This is a genomic window from 'Nostoc azollae' 0708 (assembly GCF_000196515.1).
GTDB classification, from domain to species: domain Bacteria; phylum Cyanobacteriota; class Cyanobacteriia; order Cyanobacteriales; family Nostocaceae; genus Trichormus_B; species Trichormus_B azollae.
On record NC_014248.1, the window covers coordinates 638465 to 662016 of the forward strand.

Genomic DNA, 23552 nt, shown 5'->3' on the forward strand with positions numbered 1-23552 from the left:
CCTACCCTAGCATTTCAGTTATCAGTTATCAGTTGCCATGCCCCTCTGTCCCTCTTCTCCCCTACTGCACATATTTTTTGTCTAAATCTTCAATTTCTGGTGCTGGTAATTGGTTGAGGACTCACCACAGAATGGTGTAGCTGCCATCTGGACGGCTACGCACTATCATTTGTCCTAATTGCTGCTTAATACGGCTATATTGTGCGGAAATGGGTTGAGGATTTAAGATTATTTTTGGGAGTTGGAATTGGTGCGCTCGCACTAAATCCCCACTAATATTAGGTATGATTGAACTTAGCTTTTAGACCCGCCAACAATATTGGATTTTGTGACCAGTTCTAATCTTGACCAGTTAAAAATCTCCAGTCTGTCTATTTGTAAGGCTTTTAACTATTTTGGCGCCTGGTAATTACGGGAAAAATCTCCAGTAGGTGTAGAAACGCCTTGTAACCGACCTTCCAATTTTTCTAAGGGTATCTTTCACCCACATCTATCATGAAGCCATAATCTATTCCTCGATGGCTTAATTGAAACTTATCACCAATCATTTTTAGTGCTTAACTGGGAGTTAAATCACCTTTAACCTCACCCACAACAGGAAAAGGATAACGCTTACTAACACTTGGTAGTAATCTATTTTGGAGAGTATTAGGCTAATGACGGTAGGTTGAATCAGGTATTTTCGAAAAATTCCCGTGTAAGGCAATGCTGAAAACTGAGTATAGATTTGTTTTTCTTAGGGATCAATGTCGTAAGCAAATCGCTCAAGTATGGCTGCGTCTGTTTGAGGATTGATAAATTTAGTATTTTGGGAAAATGCTAGTTGGACTGCTTTCAACATTTGATCAGCAGTTTTGAGAGTAAAAATAATCTCTTCTGGTACACCAATAGCTAGTTGGATGGGTGCTACATAGTATGAAGTGATATTTGGTTGTCTACTGATAAAAGGTGTGGCCACTTTTCCAAGATCAGGACGCTGAATTGGTGGAACGGAAAGTACCGGATCTCACTTTCATTGTCCAGAAACTAAAGGTAGAGGTCTAACCAAGGCTAACTAACCTCGTCGAGACAATAAGTGATCTATAATCGGGGATAACTTCAATAATTCCTGGTTAGAAGTGTACAAAGAGCAGTAAATTTGTGATTGGGACTCAGTTAACTGCACAGGTAAAGAAGACTGTTGATAAACCTCTCCTTTTGCAGTACACAAAGTTTTGGGATTTGGGTACTGACGTTTGAGAAAACTTTCTACAGAATAAGTATTAATAGTTAATTGCCCCCGAACGGCTCTAATTTTTTTGGGGTCTGGGTTGCTAAGTGCTTACTCAAGTCGCGCAATTAAATAAATCTGCTGCTGTACTAGCCTCGTTACCATGGTATGAAATCTATCGGTTTCTTGTGCTGAAGCCGAATTTTGACTTAGTGGAAATGGAGACTTATATTCCATAGCTGAGGTGAAGCTAGGGGTGGAAATTAGTGGAAAAGGGACCAAAAGTCCCAAAAAGATTTTTTTCATTTCAGAAATGCAGATCAGAATAGGAGGATGAAAATCTAAAATAGATATTAAATTGGAAGAAAACAACAACTATCAAGAACTGTCAGTTTCTTTTACTTTCTGCAAAGTGGGTAACGGGTAATACTCTCGCCTCCGTTGCAGATTGGAGAAACTAATTCAATGGCTTTTGATGTTGATGCTTAAGGGTTTATTCTTTTTTCACTCCTAAATTCCTGAACTGCGGAGAGAGGCGCAAGCCATACTCTTAGTTTCAAAGAAAGCGTTGCCAGGTTGTTACCAGTGTTGAAACACGATTACATGAAAGTTTCCCAGGATCAGCCGATCTATTCTGAAGCCCCACTCCAGCTGCTGTTGTTTGTCGATGGACGGCCAAAGTCCCGCCAACAGGTACAGCGAATACGCGCGTATTTAAAAGAATTAGAGGCTCAGTATAGTTTTGAACTTCAAATGATTGATGTTGGGCAACAACCATATTTGGCGGAACATTTTAAATTAATAGCCACGCCTGCTTTAATCAAAATTCATCCTGAACCCCAGCAAACTCTAGCTGGCAGTAATATCATAGCCGAATTGAAAAACTGGTGGCCTCGATGGCAAACGGCTGTAGATGCTTTCTTAAAGTTACAGGAAGATTTGCAAGAACGTATAGAAGAGGATGGGCGGGGAACATCTCCTCAGTCTACAATCCGTTCTGTAGCTGTTTCTGCCGAGTTGATTAGGCTTTCGGATGAAATTTTTCACTTGAAGCAGGAAAAAGAGAAACTTCAAGAACAGCTACAATTTAAAGATCGAGTGATGTCAATGTTAGCACATGACCTCCGCAATCCTTTGACAGCTACGGCTATAGCTATAGAAACTCTGCAATCTAACTACAATGTAGAAGTGGGAGAATTTCAGCGCCTCAAACCAGCGATGACAGCCCAATTATTAAAACAAGCCCGGAATCAAACGCGAATAATTGATCGAATGATAGCTGACTTGTTACAAGTTGGTCGTGGTCATGACACGGAGTTTCCCATTGTTCCGCAAAAGCTGGAATTAGGTAAACTTAGTTTGGAGGTTTTGGAAGAATTGCGCGATCGCTACATTGCTAAATCACAAAAAATAGAAACAGATATTCCCAATGATTTACCCCGTGTATATGCAGATCCAGAACGCATTCGCCAAGTCTTGGTAAATCTTTTAGATAATGCTATTAAATATACACCTGGTGACGGCATCATCAGTTTGGCTGCACTGCACCGTACTACCCAAAAAGTCCAATTTACCATTGGTGATACTGGACCTGGTATTCCTCAGGAAAACCGCGATCGCATCTTTGAAAATCATTTCCGTCTACAACGAGATGAAGGAACAGATGGTTACGGAATTGGCCTGGCTTTATGTCAACGCATTGTCAGAGCACACTATGGTCAAATTTGGGTAGACTCTGGACCTCACGGTGGAGCATGGTTTCATTTTACTTTACCAGTTTATCCATCTTAATTAGGTCAGTTGTCAGTTCTGATTCTTCCCCTGATTCCTGATTTCTGACTTCCAGCACACAAGTAAATTTAATTGTCCTTTAATAAATGGATTGAAAAATGCCAAATCTATTAATGTATCAACAGGATCACTTTCTTGTTCTAGAAACAAACCAAACAGAACAATTTTTGACATTATCAGAGTTATTAGAAAAATTGGAAAATGTTTTACAGCAACTGCCATTTGATGACTTGCCTCCTGATGTGCAGAAACTTAAATTAGTATCAGAACAAGCACAATATTTAGTTGATAGCAGTTGTGACTTAGATGTGGGACCTGGTAAATATCTACAGTGGTATGCAGTGCGGTTAGAAAAATAAAGAATTGGGTAATGGGTAATGGTTTTTTCTCTTCTCCAATTACCAATTACCAATTACCAATCATCAATCACTAGAAATTCCTATTGAGTTTTAATTAACTCCAGTTCAATTCTATTTTCAGCGGGCTGTGTAATTTTTACTTCAACATTAGGAGCAAAATATTTAGTCATTTTTGCATGTTTTTGCTGCCAAATATCTATGGGAATTAGAGGGGAATCAAATTCTAAAATTAAGGAATAAGCACCATTAAGTTCTGTTTCTCTTAACCCAGTTACTATGGGTCTTTTTTCATCGCTAGGACTCAAACCCAGATAAGCAAGCGCCCGATCTAAATGTGCTTCCTGACCATAGCAAAAGCGTGTAATGTCCGTGCGGATTTTGTTTTGAGTTACAGTCGCTTGCTGTTTTCTGAGATCCAATATTGATGGTGTGGTCCTTTGACTAAAGGGTATAGGCTTGAGTTCATTGGCCTTGAGTGCTAAACCTCCCAAGAAAAGAGGAAAGCCATAGAAAAATCCCACGAGGTTGAGAGTAGCGTTCTCCACAGCATAGGCGATAAAACCGACTATGATTAATATGCCACCGACAGTTAAACCGAGTGTTCCCAAAGAAATCTTGCCTAGCATGATCTGAGGTGAGTATAAGTTCTTAACATCTTAGTTTTATTATCAATGGCTTATGCCAAGATGCGCTATCAGCCTGAGCCCATTTTGCGTTAACTTTAATTGAAGATAGTTAAAGATTGGGAATACAACAATGGAACTACAAACCATCAAAGAAAGAATTTCATCAGTACAAACCAAGCGTGACTACTTGCTGAGTCTACTGGAACAACCAAACCTGGGAACGTTGAGAGTTGATGTCAATCAAGCTTTGGAAGAATTAGATGATTTAATTGACGAATTTAAACGCATAATTCCCCAAGCAGATAGTAAGCCGTTCAAATTATGAGCTAAAAATTACGTCGGCAAACCGTAATTTTGCTGTTAAGCTGACGATATTTGCTGTGATGTAAATTTCCTTTCACCCAGAATATAGATATAGCTGGGTGATTCAAGTCAATAAAAATATACAGTAATAATTCAATAATCAGCACTAAAACTCAATCTAAAATCTAAAATACTGTCAAAAATTCAAAGTGGATAATTTCTCATCCTACAGATGAATTGTTGGCAGCACGTTGGCCTAGTTGTCTAACTAAAGCAATAAGTTCATTTGTGGGAGCATCTTTTTTGCAAACGTCATCAAAATTATGCATTGCTTTGGTCTGCTGTAAATAATGATCCTCTATTGAAGAATAAGCCAAGATCTGAGTATTGGGAGATATGGATTTAATATAACGTGATGCACACCAACCATCCATAACTGGCATATGTAAATCCAAAACAATGACATCAGGCTGGGAACTTTTGACCATTTCTATGGCTTCTTGACCATTACTAGCTAAACCTACGACTTGGATATTTTCTTGGCAAGAAAAAACTAGTTGTAAGCTTAAGCGAGTTAGCTCATGATCATCAACTAATAGAACGCGCAAGGAAAAAGACTCACAGGACAACATTAACATTCCCAGCTACAAAATACTACATCTAAGAGCTTTTATAGTCTATGGGAAGAAGTGCCAGTTTTGACTCTACCTTGAGGGGGAATAATAGCATTTCTATTATGAAGTAATGATGAAGTCATGATTCAGGTTGCACCAAAAAATAACTTTTTATATTTTATAAACAATACCTTAGCCAAAAAAAAGAGTATGAAGAGAGAGGGCTGATATAGTAGAGTTATAGTCTTCCAAAATAACAACTCGAAAGCCACACACAGCTCATGTTCGACATACTAACACTATTGCAATGCCTGCTACCAGAGATAAAAGTGACGACGATGCGGCAGTTGAGCAGGATCATGGTGGCCATGTGAGCCATGAACGGACGAGTAACGATGTTGGGAATCTCCCGTTGGGCAGCCATGGGAGGTAGTTATCGAACAGTGAGGAGATTCTTTCACATAGTCATACCTTGGGCAACAGTGTTTTGGGTATTTTTTCCTCGGCATTTGTTTTGCCCAAATGATGTTTATTTGCTGGCAGGAGACGAGGGAGTAATCACTAAAGCAGGTAAAAAAACATATGGGTTAGATAGATTCTAATCTAGTCTATTGAGCAAACCAGTATCAGGACTATGTTTCTTTACATTCTCATTAGTAAGTGTGGAAAAAAGACAGTCATTTCCAATTTAGATAGAACAGATAATCAAGAGCGATGTAAAAAAAAGTAGTGGCTCATCAAGCCCAGAAAAAAAATCTCAAGATAAACGGGGAAGAGGACGACCAAAAGGAAGTAAAAATCAAAATCAAACAGAAGTGATTTTCACATCAGAATTACTCATACCAAGTCTAAATGAGTGTAGATAGAACTGTAGAATAAAGAACATAGAAGATAAAGAGTCATGAGGAAGCAATGGCACGCCCTTTCAATCTAGAAGTTCAAGAAAGTGCTGAGTATTTGTCAAAAAGCCTGAAAAATGCGCGGACAGCATTAGACAAAGAACGTTTACAAATGCTGTGGTGGATAAAAACAGAACAAGTAACCCAGCATCAAGAAGTGAGCCGAAGATTGGGCAGAGATGGGTCAACAATAACAGGATGGTTACAAAGGTATGGAAAAGGAGGACTATCTTCTCTTTGAGAGGTAAAAACTGCGCCTGGGGCAACTCCTTTAATACAAGGTGAAATGCTATCACAACTAATATCAAAGTTAGAATCCCCCTAAGGGTTTAGCAGTTATAGGCAAATTGTGGAATGGCTAGAGCAAGAATGGCACGTCCAAGTCAAATACAAGACAGTTTACAGTTTAGTGCCCTACAAACTAGGGGCAAAATTGAAAGTACCTCGACCCATCAGCTCATCACAAGATGAGCAAGCTATAAACCTTTTTAAGAAAACATCCCCCTTGCCTTGGTAGCTTTAGAGAAACTATTGGGTGGGGGAAAACGACTGAGTTACCTGTGCCAGGATGAAACCAGATTAGGTTTGAAGACCGAAACTGGAGGAGTGAGTGATTACGGCTCGTGGTGTTAAACCTGTAGTGAGGGTGCAGTGGCCACGAAAAGCATTTTGGCTTTATGGAGTTATTGAACCCACCTCTGGATGGCATTTTTGTCAGGAATATCCTCATCTAAACAGTGAGAATTTTCAGAAATTCTTGGATGTCCTATCTCAAGAATTAGGTTCTGATATGGCATTGATGCAGATGGATCAAGCTTCTGCACACCAAGCTTTGGCACTGTCTTGCCCTGAAAATATTATTCCCATTTTTCAACCATCTCACTCTCCTCAACTTAACCCCATGGAGCGATTATGGCAGTTTATTAAACGTCAGTTCAAAGGTGAAAGTCTCTCACATCTCGACCAATTGCGTCAAGGAGTTCAAAATGAATTAGCTCAATTATCTTCTGAGGTCATCTCCTCTTTGACCAGTTATGATTTCATCCTTGCAGCTCTGTTTCACCAAGCTTTATTCTGTGCAGCCTCATAGAGAATTGGTATCAGAATAGAGAAGATGATTAAAGAGCTATTTCAGTTAATAGCTAACTTTATTCCCCTCACATACTTAGCTTTAGACGGTCACTTTGGAAATAATAATGCTTTGCAGATGGCTCGGCAGGTAAACTTGCACATAATTTCCAACTTACGCCACGATTCAGCGTTATATATACCTTACCACAATGCTGATCCTCATCATCTTTCGCGTCGTAAATACGGAGAGAAGTTGGACTGGTGTAATATTCCTGGGGCATATTTGCGTCACACTAGTATTGAAGAGGATATCCAAACCGATACTTAGCAAGCCACCTTATGCCACAAAGAATTTCCCCAATCCCTGAATGTAGTTATTTTGTTGAAAACAAATCTGAAAACTAATACTCGCAGTCACATAATTCTGTTTTCTAGTGACCATTCTTTATCATATGAGAAAATAATCGACTACTACGAACTTCGTTTCCAAATCGAATTTAATTTTCGGGATGCTAAGGAGTTTTGGGGATTGGAAGATTTTATGAATCTGGGTCAAACTGTGGTGAGTAATGCTGCTAATCTTTCTTTTTTCATGGTTAATTTGTCCCATTATCTTCTAGCTCAGTTTCGTCAAGATAATTCTGGTGCTGGCATTGTTGATGTGAAGGCTTACTGTCGTGGTTTTCAATATGTTCGTGAAATATTAAAAATGCTTCCGCAACCGCCAGACCCTATTTTATTAGCCCAGATTTTTGCCAAGCTTACCTCTCTTGGTCGTATTCATAATGCTTCTACAGCCGTTTAATCCTCGTAACTTGGCCAAGGTATTGATAAGACAATATAAGTTGATACCCTTTTTAAGGTATAAGTAGGTGGGCGGAAAAATTTATAACTATGTCATAGCGAATGCAGCAAAGGGGAATCAAGCAATCCCAAAGGTTTCAAGTTATTTACTGATTTACATTTTGTTACATAGTTATATTTATTTGTGTTTACCTACTTAGTCAAATTTTTTAAAGTCCTCAAAATTTAAGTCATGTTTGTAGAACGTAATGCCATAGACATGAAAGTTTTTTGGGAATTGGCTTCTGGACAATTATCGCAGGGTCGTCTTTGAATATAACTCCCATCAGACTGTAGTTCCCAGGCTTGACGGTTATCAGCTAACATAATTCCCAGGATTTCTTGCAAATCTTTGGCAATATCTTGGTCTTTGATGGGAGTGGTAACTTCCACTCGACGATCTAGATTACGACGCATCCAGTCAGCACTGCCAATATATATTTCTTCTTGAGTATTATTGTAGAAGTAAAAAATGCGGGAATGTTCTAGAAATCGGCCAATAATGCTGATGACACGAATATTTTCACTGATGTCTTTGAGTCCAGGACGCAAGCAGCATATACCCCTGATAATCAGGTCAATCTGCACACCAGTACGGGAGGCATCATATAGGGCAGCGATAATTTCGGGATCGACTAGGGCGTTCATTTTGGCAACGATACGGCCGGAAAATCCGTTTTTAACATTTTCGATTTCTCGCTTGATTAATCCCAGAAAGCAATCACGCATATTCACAGGTGCAACTAATATTTCTCGATAAGATTTTTGCAGAGAATATCCGGTTAAGAAGTTAAACAGATCTGTTAAATCTGCACCTAATTCTTCACGACAACTCAACAAACCTAAATCTGTATATAATCGTGCTGTTTTCGGGTTATAATTTCCGGTCCCAATATGGACATAACGGCGTATCCGGTCTTTTTCTCGTCGCACTACTAATACGATTTTACTATGGGTTTTGAGTCCGACTAAACCATAAACAACATGAACACCAACTTTTTCTAAACGTCTGGCCCAATAAATATTATTTTCCTCATCAAATCGGGCTTTTAATTCTACTAGAACAGACACCTGTTTACCATTTTCAGCCGCAGCAATTAAAGCATTAACTATGGGTGAATCACCAGAAGTCCGGTAGAGAGTCATTTTAATAGCTAATACATTTGGATCCCAAGCGGCATGAGTAATAAACCGTTCGACTGTGCCAGAAAATGATTGATAAGGATGATGTACTAAGAGGTCTTTTTCTCGAATAATAGAAAAGAAGTCTTTCCCTTCTTCTAGTTCCAATAAATCGGGATCTATGTTTGGTTCTCTGAGACGTTGTAAACGGTAAGGAACAACAGATTGACGTGGTAGTTCTTTGAGTGCTGATAATGGTAAGGCCATAAAATACATCAAGTCTCGCAGTCCCAATAAACCATCGACTTGATAAATATCGTTTTCCGTTAGTTCCAAATCTTGCAACAACCGACAACGTAATACTTCTGGTGTTTGGGATTTAATTTCTAACCTGACGGGAGTCCCACCCATGCGACGTTTGCGGAGTTCTTGTTCAATGGCTAATAACAAATCATCGGCTTCGTCTTCTTCCAGTTCTAGGTCAGCATCACGAGTAATGCGGAAGGGGTGACATTCTTGTATATTCATCCCTGGAAACAGGTACTCTAGATTGTGTGCGATCGCTTGTTCCAAAGGTATACCTGTCCAATACACAGGTTTACCGTTGTTTTGAAGTCCTAATTCCGACGGTAACGGTAAAAATCGTGGTAAAACACTGGGAACTTTGACTCTGGCAAAAAATTCTTCTTCAGTCTCTGGATTCTTCACGACAACAGCCAAATTCAAACTGAGATTAGAAATGTAAGGAAAAGGATGACTAGGATCAACAGCAAGAGGAGTTAGAACCGGAAAGATTTGTTCTTTAAAATAATGATCCAGATAACTGCGTTGTTTTGAATTCAGTTCTATGTAATCTAAAATGTAAATTCCCTGATTAAGCAACAATGGCTGTAAAACTCGCTCAAACTGTTCGTTATGTTTTGTAACTACTGGATTGAGGTACGACCGAATATCATCTAATTGTTGTTGTGGTGTCCGACCGTCGGGAGTTAAGAGATTTACTTTTGCTTCTACCTGTTGCTTTAAGGCTGCCACCCGCACCATAAAGAACTCATCCAAGTTAGAACTGAAAATAGCTAAAAATTTGAGGCGTTCTAGTAGGGGAGTTCTTTCATCACAAGCCTCATGTAATACTCTACTATTAAACTGTAACCAGCTTAACTCTCGGTTTATATAGTATTGTGCATCACTTAAATTAATGGCAGGGTTAGTCTTTTTGGATTTTGGCATGATTACTTTAGAGGCTAGTAGATATCGCGCAGCAAACTGGAGAAGATGTAGTAGACCTGTCAGGAAAATTAACTTGGTGTGCAAAAAATGGTAGAAGGGAATTCTGACCGTCTACCAAAAGGAAAAATCCACTAAATTAACTATATTCAAGAATATCCACATCGTAGAAAACAAATACTGGGAATAACTAACCATCAGTTTCAAGACTTGTTAGCCCAACCTGGAATGTAGCATAAAAAACTTCAAGGTGACATAGAAAGTAAAAAGATAGGTATAAATCAGAAAGGAGGAAGGGGCAAGGGAAACTAGAGATAAAATAACAGGTATGTCTATGCTTGTGCTATTGGAGGAAAATGCCAATATTTGAGGTTTTAGGTCTGCATTTCGGTATATTAACAACGGAAGCAAAAGACACATTTCATTACTGGCTAGAAATATTACGAAATCTTTTCCATGCTAGTCTCCTTGAACAAGTAGAAAAACATGATAGCGACTATGCCATCGCGATAGAACTACTGACGGAGTTTAACTTAATAGTGGAGAGCATGGAACAGCAATGAGGAAGGCATTGAGATCATCAGGAGCAAAAGAGTATTTTCCAGGTAAGAACAAGCAGCACAGATTTAAAAATCAGTTTGTCAACTTACCAGAAGGAAAAGATATTGTTGATGTAGAAGTAGGAGAAAAAGGACCAACCAGTGATATTAGCTCCAGAAGGAAAAGATATTGTTGATATAGAAGTAGGAGAAAAAGGCCCAACCAGTGATATTAGCTTATTTCGAGAGCAACAAGAAAAGTTCCATAACAACCACATGTTTGAAGGAGATAAAGCATATCAAGGAGGAAGGAATATTAGCACACCTTATAAGAAACCACTTAAAGGAGAATTAACCTTAGAATCAAAGGTAGGAAACAAAGAGTTTTTCACCAAGGGTATTTTTATTGAATAGGTCATTAGACTTGTAAAAATATTCCGGGTACCTCAACAGGCATTTCCCCTGAATTCCCCAATTTACTCACAAGTAATTCTTACTAAGTATTTGTGGTTTAGTCACATTATATTAGGAATTAGTTCATTAGTTTTGCCCATTTCATAAATGTTATGGATATGAGGTCAGTTATGAATTTGTCATCAATATCTTCATGGATAGTTCCTATCATTAACTATTCCCAAACCTGATTCTTTTCTTCGCTCTTTCCTCATCTTAACACTATGGAAAGCCAGACACAGACTCCTTTGTGAATTTTCGGACCTGTCTAGTTAATATAGTGAGTTTTGGTTAAGAGATATTTAACAAACAATACGGAAATAATGTTCCAAGCTACTCGTCGTCGTCTTGCTCTTTGGTACACTGCTGTTACTGCTATTTTACTACTCTTATTTGCCACTGGGGTTTATTTATATGTTCGCAATACGCTAATTGAACGAGTTGATGATACATTAAATCATGTAGTCGAAGTAGTAGAGCGTTCATTGGTAATTGAACCTGTTAACTTCCAACCTGATAAACTCCGCGTGAATGTAGAAGCGAGTTTTCGTAATAATTCTCATACAGCAGAAGACGATCGCATTGACCTAGAATGGTTTAGCCCCACTGGTGAATTATGGTGGTCAACTTTTTCCGAACCTATAAATATTCCTATTCATGGAAATACAGGTGAAACTGTTCGTGTGGTGAGATTGGGGGGATGGGGAGACTCAGAACTGCTACTGCGACAAGTTACCCATCGGGTAGAAATGGGAAGACAGGTTTTAGGATATCTGCGCGTGAGTCATCCTTGGTTTGAAGTCACCAAACCCAGTCGTCAGTTGATTTTCGATTTGGCTTTAGGAATTTGGTTAATGGTGTTGTCAGTAGCTGCGAGTGGTTGGTTTCTGTCTGGGAAAGCTATGGAACCAGTGGGAGAGTCTTACGAACGTCTCAAGCAATTTACAGCTGATGCTTCCCATGAACTGAGAAGTCCCATTGCTTTGATTCAAACTAATGTCCAAGTTGCACTGGCTGATTTAGACTTAGAAACCAGCAGTGTTGCTCATTATCAGCAACAATTAAAATTAGTAGAAAGATTAACCAAGCGTTTGGGTAAATTGGTAAATGATTTATTATTTTTAGCACGACAAGATAGTGAAATTGGCCAAGAAGTTTTTTCAACTTGTCCCCTTGATGCTTTGCTAATGGAAGTTGTGGAAGAACAACAACTGGTAGCTAAAGAAAAAGAAATTACCTTAACTCTCAACTTGGTTGATCCTTCCTTAGAACTTGACCCAGAATTACAAGACAATTGGTTTACTTTGATGGGAAACTGGGACCAATTGGTGCGGTTATGTACAAATTTGATTGGTAATGCTTTGCATTATACACCAACTCAGGGAAAAGTGCAGGTTGAGTTAGCACGGGTTTCTGGTGTGCGTTATGGTGTGGCTTGTTTGGAAGTTAAAATCAGTGATACGGGAGTTGGTATACCTCCAGAATCATTACCACGATTGTTTGATAGATTTTATCGTGTAGATCCAGCGCGAACTCATCAAAGTCGCGAAACTACAACTAGTTCAGGATTGGGACTGGCGATCGCACAGGCAATTGTTGAACATCATCAAGGACAAATCCAAGTAGAAAGTATCTTTAGTAAAGGTACTACTTTTACCGTGATTTTACCCATCACTCTTGAGTATTAAATTAATAGTTAAACATTTATTCAACATTTGTTTCCTGTGGTAGAGGGAGACAAATATATTGACTTATTAGTGTAGATATTAAGTAGGTGGTTGTTAAAAACTGTCGTTATGACAAGGCAAGAAGTAAAAGGCAATAGGGAAGAGGTTTTGGTCAATTTTATTTTTCGTTACATACTAACTAATCTCCGACAAGCCACTGCGCGTCTACGGTTTTTTTGTGCCTTCCTACTTAGTTAAAGATGAAAAAATTACAACATTAGGTTTCAGGACAGATGCCAAATACCATGAGACAAGATATTACTTACACTTTACTAAATAAAATTAAAGAAACTGGCAGGGGAATGCATGAAGTTCACTTTCATCAAAGTGATTTTCCCGGACATCAAATCACTATAGGTGAATTTTTAGGACACTTAGATTACTTAAATCAAAGTCATTATATCAATGCTGAGTTTACAGGTAATACCTATGCAACACAAGAATATCTTCCTGATTTGATTCACCCCCAGGAAATTGACCTGCGAATTGCCAACAATTATAGCGCACGGGATGGACCTTTACCACATTTGATCACTTTCAAAAAAGCAGAAATAACCGAAAAAGTCCAGAATCTATTAGAGAAATTAGAAGTTAATCAGCCCCAATTTTCAGAAACAAAACCATCAGTAGCTATTGCTGATAAAAATTTGCCGTTTTTAGACAAAGTAATGGCTAAAAGTGGGTTGATAGATATTTTCGATGTGAGGGATTTAACAGAAGTATTTTTCCGAGTCATGGGGGATTTAATGAGAACTGAAGCTGCTTACAGAGTGGAAGCGGAACTCCATGAATAAGCAGAAATAAAAGCAGAAATAACTAGAGATAAATCCCTACAACTAGTAGAAATTGCCGATTTGTGGCATGATACCAACCCAATTGTGGCATTTTTAAGTCGACTCTGTCCACCTTTACAACCAACAGGAATTTTCAGAGCAATTGATAGCGCTCGCTTTTTATTACGAGTTGCAAATGAAGGAGGAATACCACCAAATGTAGATGTAGAACAAGTAGTTAAAGCTGTATTTTATACCACCAAAGATGAATTATCAGCAGAACGAATTCAAGAAATTTTTACCTGGCTACCTGATAGAATTCATCAAATGTGGGAAGAGGCGTAATTAGGTGGTAGGGAACAGGTAACAAGGAGAAAATGATTTACCTACAACCTACACCCTATTCCCAATTCTGAATATTTTCACAAGAGGAGTAAAAATAATGGATTTTCCTAAATATATGAAATTATTTGGCACTGTTTGTAGTGGATTATTGATGAACTTACCAATCATTCCGCAAGCAGTTTTGGCAAAAGAAACAACTTCTAAACTTAACCCTTGTCCCGGTATTCTTTATGAAGAACCTTATAATATTCGGGTTATAGTTCCCGCAGTTTGTCCTCCCAATGATTTGACACTCATACTCATGCAACTTGGGTTACTACCAGTCCCTACTACTCCACCACCATACCAAGTAAGGTTGGGTGTGGGAGGTGAAGCACCAGCACCATCAGCACTGAATCCTAATCCCGGTATTTTTAGTGAACAGCCTTATAATCGTTCTCAACGCGGATTTCGGTCAGGAGATAATGTACAAACTGTACCAACTCTTCCCCCATCCAACAGCTTACAACTACCTGCATCAGAACAAAGACAAGATCCCAGTGCAAGAATGACACTAGCAGATAGCAAAGTAAATATCAAGCTAATTAATAATTCAGGGGCAAACGTTACTTACCAAGTTATTGGTGATACAGCCCCACGCAAGTTACAAGGTAAATCAGGAGTGACTCTACGAAGTTTAAGTACACCAGTAACTGTGACATTTCAACGGGAAGATGGCGGATTTTTGATGGTCACACCTAAACCTGGTCAAGAAAAAGGAACATTAGAAGTAACATTGCAAGAAACAAGTGATTTTAACCAAGATAGAAGTGCAATGAATATTCAATCAAACGGTTCAGTATTCTTGAATTAGTCATTAGTAATTGTTCATTAGTCATTATATAACTTAATGACCATACCATCTTCTGTCACCTGTTACCTGTTAACTGTCACCTGCTTTAATACAGTTAACTTCCTTTCAATTGATTGAGACTATGCATCAATTTCGCTTCTTGTTTAATGTCATCTAATTTTCGTGCTAGTGAAAGCGCCTGTTCATAGAAATTACGTGCTTTGGGATAATCACGGATTTGTTCATACAATTGACCGGAGGATACGAAATATTTTAGTTCCTCGTTGGGACTATTTAAAAATTTAGCGATTGCAAGCCGTTGTTCTAGTAATTCCAAACACCGTTCATAACGACCAACAGCACTATGAGCCGTCACTAAACCATCAATTGCTCGTAGTTGGTCACGACGATAGGAATTCATTTTCGCTAACCGCATCGCTGTCCCATAAGCACCTATGGTATTTCCATAATCTCCCACCATTAAGTAAGAATCACCTAAGTTATTGAGGGTATTTATTTCACCGATAACATTACCTGTTTGGCGGCGAAAAAATAAAGCAGTTTCCGCTAATTTAACAGCTTGATTATAATCACCCAATCTTATATATACCAGGCTTAAATTACTCAGAGAAAGCCCTTTTCCTTCAATATCATCAAGATTGCGAGCAATCACTAAAGCATCTTGAATAGTTTCTCCAGCGGCTTTTGGCTCGCCTTTTTGTAACAACAGAGTTGCAAGATTATTAAGTCCAAAAATCTGATTTTTAAAATCCTTATTATCACGCGCTATTCCTAACCGACGACGGATAGCACCTTCAGCATCTTTGAGATTACCTAATTTTAGATAAGCACCAGCGAGTAAATCATAGGTTGAACCCTGTGCGTTCATATCACCAAGAGAGTGATAAATTTCTAGTGCTTTTAATCCATATTCAATGGTTTTATTCACAGAACCAGAAGCATATTGTTGTCTACCGAGGCACAGTAACCTATCAGCTTCTTCTCTGAACTGTCTAACATTTAATCGTTTGCCAATAGGATGATTTAAAGGACTATAGATTTGGTTGGTAATATCAATGGCATTAGCCCCAGTAGGTATGGAAGAGGCAGTAAATAATAGAGTATAAATAATAATCGCTGGCAATTTATGAACTTGCTGTAAAATCAGGGAATCATGTAAACTGAAAATAGTAGAATTCGATAAGAAATGTAGTTTTTTCATAAAAATTAACCATGAAATTCCGGCTTTTCAAAAAGGTGTAAGCAAAAGTTTAAATTTTTAGGTACAAAATAGCTAATTTCAGATTGATACCTAAGTCAAGCTTACGCGGCATTTTCACCTAAGTAAATGGCGCGAATATCAGCTGGTAATTTGTCTTCTAGGATACGATAACCTTCTTGGAGAAAATTGGCTACTTCGTCAGGGGAAGTCTTTTCGCCTTCAGCTTGCAGATAAGCAGCGATGCGTGTTTCACTCCAGTGCAAGGTTTGAGCCATCAAGACAATTAACCGTAATATTGACGGTAGTTGGTCTAATGACTGTTCTATATAACACCATAACGGTGGTGAAGTGTCCTTGAGTGAATAATGAATTGCCTCTGTTGGTGGTAATTTAATTTCATTAATGCAGAACGCAGTTATGTTAATTAACCAGTTTTGCAAGGTTAATATATCCTCACCTGTTTCCGGGTTAGTTAGATAGAGTGCACCGAGTTCATAGTATATATGTCGCCATGTGAGCGCAAATAGATAATCTGCCTGGACAGGCGATCGCGCCGAATGTTGAATCAAAGTGTAAACTATAGGGCTATAGCGGCAAAAAATGACCGTAAAGTATTTACCATCATCGGGATAGCGCCTAAACAGAGTCAGTAATTCCTGGTCGGTGTGATGAAACAGCGATTTAACCAGAGGATGATTAGCTTCAGGAAAAGAAGGAATTTGCACAAGCCTTTAAATAGTAGTGGTTAAAATATACAGGGTAATTGGGCATGGGGTATAGGGCATTGGGAAAATTACTTCCCCATCTCCCTTCATCTTCGCCAGTCCCCAATACCTATTCCCTGCCTCAAACTATGAGATAAACTAAAAAAGAGGACTTAATATTTAGTCTTTATCGAGAATACTAAAAGCGGCTCCCTTATACAATCTTTGTTTATTCATGGTTATAGCAGCTAATTTGATACCTTTCCTGCTTAGTCCCTTTACTTTAGGCTCTTTCTTACCTTCCTTACCGTTGGATAGCCTGTTCTCCACCCAAGGCATAATGATTATGCTGTTGGCAGGTTATGCTGGTGCAATGTGGATGTTTCTGACCAGCGCCCCCAAAGTCTATACTGTCATGGTGTCGGACTTGGAAATTGCTCGACAGTTGTATGAAGGCTTACTAGATTTGCCAGCAGCAGAAGTACCTTTGCACTATTACTACAACTACGAACAAACCATTGGTGCAACTGGCATAGACCCGCTTTATCTGTCCACCAGTCCCAGTTGGTCAAATAAAATGATGAATAACGCCAACGATGGGTTGTGGTATCAATTAAAGAAAAATACTCAACTCCACATTATTACTGGTGCGAGTATAGGTACTAAAAATCAGCAACGCCATGTTTGTTTTGACCATGAATGTTTGGAGTTGATTTTAATGCGGGTGGAAACACGAGGTTTGAAGTTCAAGATTCGCAATCAGAAGCCTTTGAATTTTTTGGTAAAAGACTACGAAGGACGCGTGATTGAATTGGCTGAAGTTAAGGGGTAGGTTTCTTCATAAATCTTTAGAGTGTGTTGGGTTTTTTGCTGATGCACCCTAAATTTCTTCATATTTGTTTCAAGATTTAAAAGGCTCACGCAAAGACGCAACGGAAGAAAAAGCAGTGTGTAAAACCAATACCGTCGCCAAAATAGGGGGGTGAGTTGATGATGCTTGAACTATTAACTCCCATTTCTTTGAGGCTTGCCAAAAATAATAAGTCTTAAAAATTCCTTCCAGGTTTCCTAGAAGTGTTTTTTAACCTATTAACTCCAGTATAAGGGTTTAAGATTCCAAACTAGCTTTTAAGGACAAGGCTTATGTGTGCTTAACCTTGCCGATTTTGCCAAAATTTTTGTAGCCTTTTATTTTGGCTAAGGTATTGTAATACCAAATTCATAAGAAGCTGCATAGAATATGTATCATATTAAGAATAATTGACCGCAGATAAACGCAAATAAAAACAGATAAAGACGGTTAGATCAATGGATTTCATAATTCTGTGCAGCCTCACATAAACTTGGTATAACTTGTCAAGTTATACCAAGTTTATGTGACCAATGTCCTAGTATTTTAATTCCCTATTTTTCTTTTTTAGCTAGTTCTAAATTCAATATCAGGAGTTTTTCTAAAAAATAATCTTCTGGTTGAAATTCATAAGCATCCATTAACAGCTTATCTAATTTTTGATGTAGTTTATAAAGTTGGCTACTTGGTTCATTAAATAATTTTTTATATAAAAATATCGTAATTCTCGATTGCTTAGACTCTATTTGTTGTTTGCTGTATTGATGCAGTTCTTCGGCTTTTGCGCGGATTTTTTCTACTGTTTTAATATCTGCTATTTGTGGAAATGGGAATGTTTCAAAACAAGTTGTATTAGTGTAGCAGGTATTACATTTTGACCTTGAGAGATGATTTATAAAGTAAATGTTGAGGAGAGAAGAGGAAGTAGCATAATTCTAGTCATAAGAGCATATATAGCCCCTTACCTCATTTGTGTTAAACACTCATAATCCTTGCTTAGTCGATGATATTGGTTAAACCACCCAAATGTTCTTTCTACTACCCAGGGTTGTGGTAAAACTTTAAATTCTTGCTCAGTAGGTCCTATGACTTCAACATGAGCTTGAATCATGAACCAAACTGCAAGTGCAAATTTATCACCGTCATAACCGGAATCAACCCATAAAACTTGGACTTTTTCCAATAATTCTGTGGGTTTCTCTAGCAGTTCCATTAGTGCATAGGCAGCAAGTATTCGTTCTGGGGCATTCGCTTCACTAACAACAACTTTCAACACAAGTCTCAGGCTATCAACCAACTAAAGTCTGCCCCTTTCTTCCTTTTACCTTTTTACATCCGTCAAAACCATACACATCCCCTTTTTTTGGTCAGTGTTGACTGACTGACTATCTGCGGCGAACGCGGTAGGTTGTGTTGATTTACCTAATTTCGAGCGAACTTGACCACCCAATGTATGGTTGAATTTTTCCCAAATCCCCTGGACCTGCCATTTCCTGTAATAGCTATATACCGTTGACCTTGGCGGGAAGTCACCTGGAAGTATATTTCATTGACATCCAGCTTTCAAATGATAATAGATGGCATTACATATTTCACCCATATCTGTTGTGGGTGGATGCCCTCCTTCTTTGGCTGGTGGAATCAATGGGGCCAGGATTTCCCAGTCCATATCAGCTAAGTCTGTGGGGTAAGACTTTCGTTCCATCAGTAGCTATGTAAATACACTACATTTACGTATCCTATCCTTCCAACATTCCTTTTCTACTCCCCTTTACATTTACTTTATCAATAGCCTCTGAAATTTGTGCTTTTACCCAAAGACTATCTAAATCAGATGTGAGAATACCCAGAATAGAAAGATTATCTGATGCAATTACCATATTAGCTTCACAAGGTAATATAGAAATATCCACAGGTGTAAAAATCACCCATTTAGCAATTTTTAGTAAAGTGAAATAAATTCTCAACTTTTCTAAAGCCTTTCTCATTGCTGGTCTATATCTTTCAAATAACCACCAGTTTTCACGAGTTTCTTTATTCTTATCTCTCTCTCAGGTTTAACATTCTCTCTAACTCTGTTAAACGGTTCTTGATACTCAGAAGCTTCTTCAATTGACATATCCGCAAAATCAATTACCCAATTTATTTTTTCTAATGGATTGACTAAACCTCTCCCGTCAATCATGGGCTTGAGAAATTTCTTATTGTTTAGATTCGCAGTAATCCATTGTTTAGCTTCTCTTTCTGATATGAAAAATCGTTTTCCTATTAACTTACATCCGTCAAATGGAAATCCTTTATTTACTAACGGGACGTAAACAAAAATCAAGCCCAAATGTAGCCCAAATTAGCTTGATAACAAGGAAACACGTCCGGATTACAGTTGAACCAATCAATAAATAGAAAAGATATGGCTGTTCTCAACGCTTCTAAAGCTGCAGTAAAAGTATTCAAAGGTTTCTTAGCCCACCTTGGTCTTCATCCTCCAGTCCACTGATGTCAAAAAATAAAAGTGTAGGCACAGAAAACCAAAATAAAATGGCGCAGTCAACTGCTATTATCTCCAACTTGATATTCTTTGAGTCCTAACCATCCCTTGACTTCCCTGTAAACAACTTATACCAAATTTCTTTGAGAATATCTATCAACTATACATTGGGGTGTGACAATTGATGAAGAAACATTAGTAATAAGGTAGTCCATATCAGTTGCTTGAGAGAAAGTAGAAGCCTTGATGACTATAGCAATATTCCCCCTTCCAGTTAAGGCTGATATTTCTACTTCTTTAGTTACTACCCATAATGTTTTGGTTTTATCTAACTCCAGTTGAATGTCTGTAAAAGCCTCTTGGGGTAAACTTTGTGCTGATTCATCTAACCTAATTATTTGTGGATTATCCTCTTGCTCACTGGCAAGGATTTTGAGATTTTTAGCTAATCCTCCTAACTACTTTCAATTCCGATTTTCTATCTTTAATAAGAAAGATGTATTGTGTCCATATCCAGGATCTATCATTACTATTCCTGGTTGATAATCACGGCTTAAGGTCAGATCTATTAATTTAATTCCTAACTCAGGTTTATTCTCAAATAGAGGGTCTTGTTTTCCTTTGGGTAAAGAGTCACCGTAGTGATATAACTCTATATGTAATGGTAAGCTTTTACTGCCATCATATAGATTAGATGTGTTCTTACTACTACTATTCCAGTATCCCTTTTCCCAATTTCTCCAATATATTGTCTTCTTACTCCATCCCTAAGATTCCCCCTTTTTCTATGGTCATAATCATGAATTATTAAGCTAAATCCTCTGGTGATTCTCCTCTGACTACAATTGTTCATAATCTCTAACCGACGTCATTGACTTGGGAACTGGACCAAGGTGCTTCAGTTGAAACGTGGTGTAATGGGTGGTAGGTCACCCCTAGGGCATTCTCTGCCATTTCAAATAGGTTTTTTCTCTCATTTTCACCCAATCACCCCCCTAAATAATGTCTAAACTCTCTTCTTTCTGCTTCATGAGTAAATACATCATCAAATGGCACCATTTTTCCAACCATGGTGCCATTGCTGGGGCAGTGGTTTCTTTCATAAGCTTCTTTTAACGTGAAAGCTATACCGAAATCCCATTATACTCCTTTTCACTCTTAACTTTTGTTTAAGTCCCGCTAATAATGTTTGTGGATAGGTAATAGATATTTCAGTTATGAGAAACAAGGAAATAAACGGAACCTCAATATTATCTAAAAATTTTTTCTCGGCTCTTCTTTTTCCCAGTTAACAACACTTACATGAACAGCAGCATCTCCAGACCATCCTTGAGAAGAATTGCATCATTAATAATACCACCATTAATAAATAAGCTAAACTAGCCTTTTTTCCTGAACCCTGAGGAACAGAATTACTAGCAACTAATCCTGACCTACGTTTTTGATCTAATAAATCACATACTTTCTTAAACCAAAAAACACAAAAATAAGGCTGCCTTTTGTCATGTGGAAAAGCTTTATATATCTTATGTATATATTCATCTCCTAATTCTATTCTCAATTTTTTACAACCCAAAAAAGGCAGATTTACAATAATTTCGTTAGCTTTTAGACATTGCGTAAATAAAGCACCCTGACAAATAATATATCTAAACTATCCAAAGGTAACGCAGGTCCTATTAATTGGAAATTATCAGTCGCAACCTTTTGTGCTATCATCAAAGTCACCTTTACAAACTCCACCACAAACTGATTTGTATCCATTCCATAAAATTGCAAAGGTGTCACTAAACTCATCTGCATTTGTTTATCTTTTGACTTCCGCAGGTTAGCGGTTTTTCCTAACAACAATATTTCAACTCTTTTCACTCCCTGACAGGCTAAATAAAGAAAATTACCCAAACCACAAGCCAGATCTAAAACTCGATGACTTTGCAATTTTATCTCCAGTGCAGAAAGTTTTTTAATTGTATTTGCTATTTCTAGCCTATCTTCGCAAAAACCCAGCTTCTAAAGGACCTTCATGACCAAAAAAAAGTACGAAAAAAGCGGTCGAGAAATGTTTGGGCTTCCTTGCGTTCTTGTCGCGTTCTTCTCCGGTGATGTGTTGTTGGCAAAATTAAAAAAATTTAGATAAACTCTCTGGTGTAGATGATGTCATATTATTGTTGGGTTAAGATATTCTATTTTTTTAGAATGAGAAAGCATTAGTTGAGAATTCTCTTCAACTTCTACAACAAATCCTCTGCTAAATCTAATAGCTCAGTTTCATCAATCATCTCATCACTAGAACTGCGATTACTTCCTGCGATCACAACACTACCCAATAAAAGTCTTTGGCAACAAAAATTCTGTCATTCTCTGTTAATTGACTCAAACAATATTCCAAACCTTGAATAGCTTCAACTTCTGAAATAGACTTATTATGCAACTTCTCGCGTACCTTCACTGCTACAGAATCATCACTTTCTAACAAAGTTGTCAATAACTCTCTATTACTTGTTCCTCCTCACGATCTACCCAACTTTCCAACCAATCGCTATCTGTATTTTCAATATATAAATCTACACAGTCAATACCATGATTTATCCAGTCTTCCTGCAACTGTCTACCTTCTCCTAAATGTTACGGAAATTGTGTGAACTTCTCTTAGCTGTTAGTTGGTCTTTCTTTTACTATAATTATTAACTCTAATGAAAATCGTGAATGCAAATAAACAGCTATAAATTAAATTATAAATAAACGCCTACTTACAAATAATCGCTATTATATAGCGAAATATTAACTATCTGTTGAACAAAACCATCCAAGTAGGTGGGCGGAAAAATTTCTAACTATATCATGGCGAATGCAGCAAAGGGGAATCAAGCAATTGTAAGGGTTTCAAGTAATTTATATTTTGTTACATACTTATGTTTATTTGTGTCTAGTTACTTAGACTAGGATTGTAACTTAAAAATAATCCTCTCTCTATTACCCAGTATTTAAGCGTATTTTCCCATTTATCAAACTTATATTGAGAAGATAGATCAGATAGGCTGGTAACTTGAATACATAAATGCTGTTCTAGCCTACTACTCACAATTATATCAGTTGGGCTCGCCAAATCAGCAATATCAGACTGCCACAAGTCTCCCCCATCCTGTCTAATTTCCTTAGCTACTGCTGTCAGGACTTGAGTCTCACTGTGTCCAAACTCTCCAGCCATTAATTTTTCTTTCCACTTTTCAAAATTGGGGTCTTCTTCTTCCAACCATTTGGGAAAAAGATAACTATACCAAACCAATATCTTTCCGTGGGTATCATCCTCTGATCATACTGGTGTTGTTCGTCTTCTGTAGCTAAAGTTTTGATATTGTTACTAATGCCTGAGTCACTCAGAAAAACCTTTCAGGCTTTATCGGGTAAAGAAGACAGAAATATTAGTGAAGTTGTCACTGAGGTTGTAGAGGGATACGTTCAAAAGCACGATCCTGATTACAAAGTAAAATCACCAATTGCGATATAACCAATTGCGATAGTTGGCGCTCGCCAATCGTAAACACTAAAAATAG

General features: G+C 37.9%; 27 protein-coding genes and 5 pseudogenes. 16 read left to right on the plus strand and 16 right to left on the minus strand.

The genetic code is table 11. The features are described from left to right. Positions 1-121 precede the first annotated feature (121 nt). The 3 genes from AAZO_RS42130 to AAZO_RS42140 form a co-directional block, all read right to left on the minus strand. Positions 122-262 (minus strand): hypothetical protein, encoded by a 141-nt coding sequence (locus AAZO_RS42130; RefSeq protein WP_338027017.1) that lies wholly within the window; start codon positions 260-262, stop codon positions 122-124. A gap of 474 nt (positions 263-736) precedes the next feature. After that, positions 737-958 carry a hypothetical protein gene (locus AAZO_RS42135; RefSeq protein WP_338027018.1) on the minus strand — a complete coding sequence of 74 codons (222 nt, stop codon included), beginning with the start codon at positions 956-958 and terminating at the stop codon, positions 737-739. Between the two features lie 96 nt (positions 959-1054). Beyond that, positions 1055-1210: a hypothetical protein gene (locus tag AAZO_RS42140; protein WP_338027019.1), complete on the minus strand. Its 156-nt coding sequence runs from the start codon at positions 1208-1210 to the stop codon at positions 1055-1057. 585 nt (positions 1211-1795) lie between these two features. Here AAZO_RS42140 and AAZO_RS02965 point away from each other — a divergent pair. Continuing rightward, positions 1796-3001, plus strand: a complete 1206-nt coding sequence (locus AAZO_RS02965; protein ID WP_187289587.1) for a histidine kinase — start codon at positions 1796-1798, stop codon at positions 2999-3001. A gap of 98 nt (positions 3002-3099) precedes the next feature. Beyond that, positions 3100-3360, plus strand: a complete 261-nt coding sequence (locus AAZO_RS02970) for a CRR7 family NDH-1 assembly protein (protein WP_013190113.1) — start codon at positions 3100-3102, stop codon at positions 3358-3360. Positions 3361-3440: 80 nt separating this feature from the next. On the opposite strand, the gene AAZO_RS02975 is transcribed toward AAZO_RS02970, so the two are convergent. Further along, the gene (locus AAZO_RS02975; protein WP_013190114.1) at positions 3441-3986 is read right to left on the minus strand and encodes a DUF2854 domain-containing protein; all 546 of its coding nucleotides are present in this window, start codon (positions 3984-3986) and stop codon (positions 3441-3443) included. A gap of 130 nt (positions 3987-4116) precedes the next feature. Between AAZO_RS02975 and AAZO_RS02980 the strand changes: the two genes are divergently transcribed. Beyond that, positions 4117-4311 (plus strand): hypothetical protein, encoded by a 195-nt coding sequence (locus AAZO_RS02980; RefSeq protein ID WP_013190115.1) that lies wholly within the window; start codon positions 4117-4119, stop codon positions 4309-4311. 199 nt (positions 4312-4510) lie between these two features. On the opposite strand, the gene AAZO_RS02985 is transcribed toward AAZO_RS02980, so the two are convergent. Next, complete coding sequence (locus AAZO_RS02985) at positions 4511-4927, minus strand: response regulator (RefSeq protein ID WP_041639408.1); 417 nt, start codon at positions 4925-4927, stop codon at positions 4511-4513. A gap of 257 nt (positions 4928-5184) precedes the next feature. Here AAZO_RS02985 and AAZO_RS02990 point away from each other — a divergent pair. From AAZO_RS02990 to AAZO_RS28465, 5 genes and pseudogenes are all read left to right on the plus strand, one after another. Next, positions 5185-5742: pseudogene (locus AAZO_RS02990) on the plus strand (transposase); the annotation flags it as partial. A 73-nt stretch (positions 5743-5815) separates the two neighbouring features. After that, a complete protein-coding gene (locus tag AAZO_RS33215; RefSeq protein ID WP_041640488.1) occupies positions 5816-6043 on the plus strand; it encodes a helix-turn-helix domain-containing protein in 228 nt (75 codons plus the stop codon). 108 nt (positions 6044-6151) lie between these two features. Continuing rightward, on the plus strand, positions 6152-6319 hold the full coding sequence (locus tag AAZO_RS43275) for a winged helix-turn-helix domain-containing protein (RefSeq protein ID WP_187289510.1): 168 nt from the start codon (positions 6152-6154) through the stop codon (positions 6317-6319). Between the two features lie 93 nt (positions 6320-6412). After that, the gene (locus tag AAZO_RS03000) at positions 6413-6892 is read left to right on the plus strand and encodes a transposase (RefSeq protein WP_041639409.1); all 480 of its coding nucleotides are present in this window, start codon (positions 6413-6415) and stop codon (positions 6890-6892) included. 9 nt (positions 6893-6901) lie between these two features. Next, positions 6902-7678, plus strand: a pseudogene (locus AAZO_RS28465) (transposase); the annotation flags it as partial. Positions 7679-7902: 224 nt separating this feature from the next. Here the strand turns inward: AAZO_RS28465 and ppk1 are convergent. Further along, the gene (gene ppk1 / locus AAZO_RS03010) at positions 7903-10068 is read right to left on the minus strand and encodes a polyphosphate kinase 1 (RefSeq protein WP_013190117.1); all 2166 of its coding nucleotides are present in this window, start codon (positions 10066-10068) and stop codon (positions 7903-7905) included. A 353-nt stretch (positions 10069-10421) separates the two neighbouring features. Between ppk1 and AAZO_RS34800 the strand changes: the two genes are divergently transcribed. The 6 genes and pseudogenes from AAZO_RS34800 (at position 10422) to AAZO_RS03035 (ending at position 14755) form a co-directional block, all read left to right on the plus strand. Beyond that, on the plus strand, positions 10422-10628 hold the full coding sequence (locus AAZO_RS34800) for a hypothetical protein (protein ID WP_041639410.1): 207 nt from the start codon (positions 10422-10424) through the stop codon (positions 10626-10628). Continuing rightward, positions 10625-10801, plus strand: a complete 177-nt coding sequence (locus tag AAZO_RS34805; protein ID WP_187289588.1) for a hypothetical protein — start codon at positions 10625-10627, stop codon at positions 10799-10801. Before AAZO_RS34800 ends, AAZO_RS34805 begins: the two co-directional genes overlap by 4 nt. Further along, positions 10767-11018 carry a transposase family protein gene (locus AAZO_RS36520; RefSeq protein WP_228371462.1) on the plus strand — a complete coding sequence of 84 codons (252 nt, stop codon included), beginning with the start codon at positions 10767-10769 and terminating at the stop codon, positions 11016-11018. Before AAZO_RS34805 ends, AAZO_RS36520 begins: the two co-directional genes overlap by 35 nt. A 362-nt stretch (positions 11019-11380) precedes the next feature. Next, positions 11381-12745 (plus strand): sensor histidine kinase, encoded by a 1365-nt coding sequence (locus AAZO_RS03025; RefSeq protein ID WP_013190118.1) that lies wholly within the window; start codon positions 11381-11383, stop codon positions 12743-12745. A 707-nt stretch (positions 12746-13452) separates the two neighbouring features. After that, positions 13453-13902: pseudogene (locus tag AAZO_RS43280) on the plus strand (DUF2267 domain-containing protein). 97 nt (positions 13903-13999) lie between these two features. Beyond that, positions 14000-14755: a hypothetical protein gene (locus AAZO_RS03035; RefSeq protein ID WP_013190119.1), complete on the plus strand. Its 756-nt coding sequence runs from the start codon at positions 14000-14002 to the stop codon at positions 14753-14755. 94 nt (positions 14756-14849) lie between these two features. Here the strand turns inward: AAZO_RS03035 and AAZO_RS03040 are convergent, their stop codons facing one another. Both AAZO_RS03040 and AAZO_RS03045 read right to left on the minus strand, forming a co-directional pair. Then, positions 14850-15956 (minus strand): tetratricopeptide repeat protein, encoded by a 1107-nt coding sequence (locus tag AAZO_RS03040; RefSeq protein WP_013190120.1) that lies wholly within the window; start codon positions 15954-15956, stop codon positions 14850-14852. Between the two features lie 101 nt (positions 15957-16057). Continuing rightward, positions 16058-16681: a hypothetical protein gene (locus AAZO_RS03045; protein ID WP_013190121.1), complete on the minus strand. Its 624-nt coding sequence runs from the start codon at positions 16679-16681 to the stop codon at positions 16058-16060. Positions 16682-16895: 214 nt separating this feature from the next. Between AAZO_RS03045 and AAZO_RS03050 the strand changes: the two genes are divergently transcribed. Further along, positions 16896-17492 carry a hypothetical protein gene (locus tag AAZO_RS03050; protein ID WP_013190122.1) on the plus strand — a complete coding sequence of 199 codons (597 nt, stop codon included), beginning with the start codon at positions 16896-16898 and terminating at the stop codon, positions 17490-17492. 910 nt (positions 17493-18402) lie between these two features. Here AAZO_RS03050 and AAZO_RS28475 read toward each other — a convergent pair. The 8 genes and pseudogenes from AAZO_RS28475 to AAZO_RS03090 form a co-directional block, all read right to left on the minus strand. Then, positions 18403-19215: pseudogene (locus AAZO_RS28475) on the minus strand (IS5 family transposase). Between the two features lie 34 nt (positions 19216-19249). Then, entirely contained in the window at positions 19250-19498 is a 249-nt protein-coding gene (locus tag AAZO_RS03070; RefSeq protein ID WP_041639411.1) for a hypothetical protein, read from the minus strand. Further along, the gene (locus tag AAZO_RS03075) at positions 19495-19839 is read right to left on the minus strand and encodes a hypothetical protein (protein ID WP_041639412.1); all 345 of its coding nucleotides are present in this window, start codon (positions 19837-19839) and stop codon (positions 19495-19497) included. The genes AAZO_RS03070 and AAZO_RS03075 overlap by 4 nt, the downstream gene beginning before the upstream one ends. Further along, positions 19836-21101 (minus strand): annotated as a pseudogene (locus AAZO_RS28480) (IS701 family transposase). Before AAZO_RS28480 ends, AAZO_RS03075 begins: the two are co-directional and overlap by 4 nt. 505 nt (positions 21102-21606) lie before the next feature. Beyond that, positions 21607-22005: a DNA methyltransferase gene (locus AAZO_RS03080; RefSeq protein WP_338027159.1), complete on the minus strand. Its 399-nt coding sequence runs from the start codon at positions 22003-22005 to the stop codon at positions 21607-21609. Between the two features lie 304 nt (positions 22006-22309). Further along, a complete protein-coding gene (locus AAZO_RS36530; RefSeq protein ID WP_228371463.1) occupies positions 22310-22483 on the minus strand; it encodes a hypothetical protein in 174 nt (57 codons plus the stop codon). Next, positions 22480-22602, minus strand: coding sequence for a hypothetical protein (locus AAZO_RS40835; RefSeq protein WP_266887887.1), 123 nt, complete (start codon positions 22600-22602; stop codon positions 22480-22482). Before AAZO_RS40835 ends, AAZO_RS36530 begins: the two co-directional genes overlap by 4 nt. 322 nt (positions 22603-22924) lie before the next feature. After that, positions 22925-23251 carry a hypothetical protein gene (locus AAZO_RS03090; protein ID WP_144031231.1) on the minus strand — a complete coding sequence of 109 codons (327 nt, stop codon included), beginning with the start codon at positions 23249-23251 and terminating at the stop codon, positions 22925-22927. Between the two features lie 96 nt (positions 23252-23347). Between AAZO_RS03090 and AAZO_RS34810 the strand changes: the two genes are divergently transcribed. Then, positions 23348-23506 (plus strand): hypothetical protein, encoded by a 159-nt coding sequence (locus AAZO_RS34810; protein WP_187289589.1) that lies wholly within the window; start codon positions 23348-23350, stop codon positions 23504-23506. Positions 23507-23552: the final 46 nt, after the last annotated feature.

Excerpts from the sequence above, each read along its gene's own strand:
- AAZO_RS03035 (WP_013190119.1), top strand. The coding sequence starts at position 14,000 with ATGGATTTTCCTAAATATATGAAATTATTTGGCACTGTTTGTAGTGGA.
- AAZO_RS03070 (WP_041639411.1), bottom strand. The coding sequence starts at position 19,498 with ATGAGAAAGGCTTTAGAAAAGTTGAGAATTTATTTCACTTTACTAAAA.
- AAZO_RS02970 (WP_013190113.1), top strand. The coding sequence starts at position 3,100 with ATGCCAAATCTATTAATGTATCAACAGGATCACTTTCTTGTTCTAGAA.
- AAZO_RS34805 (WP_187289588.1), top strand. The coding sequence starts at position 10,625 with ATGAGGAAGGCATTGAGATCATCAGGAGCAAAAGAGTATTTTCCAGGT.
- AAZO_RS02975 (WP_013190114.1), bottom strand. The coding sequence starts at position 3,986 with ATGCTAGGCAAGATTTCTTTGGGAACACTCGGTTTAACTGTCGGTGGC.
- AAZO_RS03025 (WP_013190118.1), top strand. The coding sequence starts at position 11,381 with ATGTTCCAAGCTACTCGTCGTCGTCTTGCTCTTTGGTACACTGCTGTT.
- AAZO_RS33215 (WP_041640488.1), top strand. The coding sequence starts at position 5,816 with ATGGCACGCCCTTTCAATCTAGAAGTTCAAGAAAGTGCTGAGTATTTG.
- AAZO_RS02980 (WP_013190115.1), top strand. The coding sequence starts at position 4,117 with ATGGAACTACAAACCATCAAAGAAAGAATTTCATCAGTACAAACCAAG.
- AAZO_RS03050 (WP_013190122.1), top strand. The coding sequence starts at position 16,896 with ATGGTTATAGCAGCTAATTTGATACCTTTCCTGCTTAGTCCCTTTACT.
- ppk1 (WP_013190117.1), bottom strand. The coding sequence starts at position 10,068 with ATGCCAAAATCCAAAAAGACTAACCCTGCCATTAATTTAAGTGATGCA.
- AAZO_RS03040 (WP_013190120.1), bottom strand. The coding sequence starts at position 15,956 with ATGAAAAAACTACATTTCTTATCGAATTCTACTATTTTCAGTTTACAT.
- AAZO_RS34800 (WP_041639410.1), top strand. The coding sequence starts at position 10,422 with ATGCCAATATTTGAGGTTTTAGGTCTGCATTTCGGTATATTAACAACG.
- AAZO_RS02985 (WP_041639408.1), bottom strand. The coding sequence starts at position 4,927 with ATGTTAATGTTGTCCTGTGAGTCTTTTTCCTTGCGCGTTCTATTAGTT.